The sequence below is a fragment of the Vogesella mureinivorans genome, from assembly GCF_007644035.1.
Classification (GTDB): domain Bacteria; phylum Pseudomonadota; class Gammaproteobacteria; order Burkholderiales; family Chromobacteriaceae; genus Vogesella; species Vogesella mureinivorans.
In genome coordinates this window covers 1-333 of record NZ_VMTV02000347.1, presented here as the reverse complement: position 1 = coordinate 333, position 333 = coordinate 1, and the positions used below count along the sequence as shown (strand labels likewise).

Genomic DNA, 333 nt, shown 5'->3' with positions numbered 1-333 from the left:
GAAAACGCTGCCACGCTGCTTTGCCCGCGTCAACAAAAACGGCGTGCCGCTGACGGCGCTCTCCGTTTCCATGCTGGGTGGCGTGCTGGCGCTGTTCTCCAGCGTGGTCGCGCCGGATACGGTGTTTGTGGCCCTGTCAGCCATTTCCGGTTTTGCGGTGGTGGCGGTGTGGATCAGCATCTGCGCGTCACACTTCGTGTTTCGTCGCCGTCACGTGCAGTCCGGGCAGCCACTTTCGGCGTTGCAGTATCGCGCGCCATGGTATCCGCTGGTGCCCGTGCTTGGCTTTATCCTCTGTCTGGTGGCCTGCGTCGGCCTGTGGTTTGACCCCAG

1 protein-coding gene is annotated in these 333 nt (G+C 63.1%); it reads left to right on the top strand.

Going from position 1 to position 333, the window contains the following annotated elements; translation table 11 throughout:
- The coding region (locus FLQ44_RS10930; RefSeq protein ID WP_147694427.1) for an amino acid permease at positions 1-333 on the top strand (333 nt) is incomplete at both ends.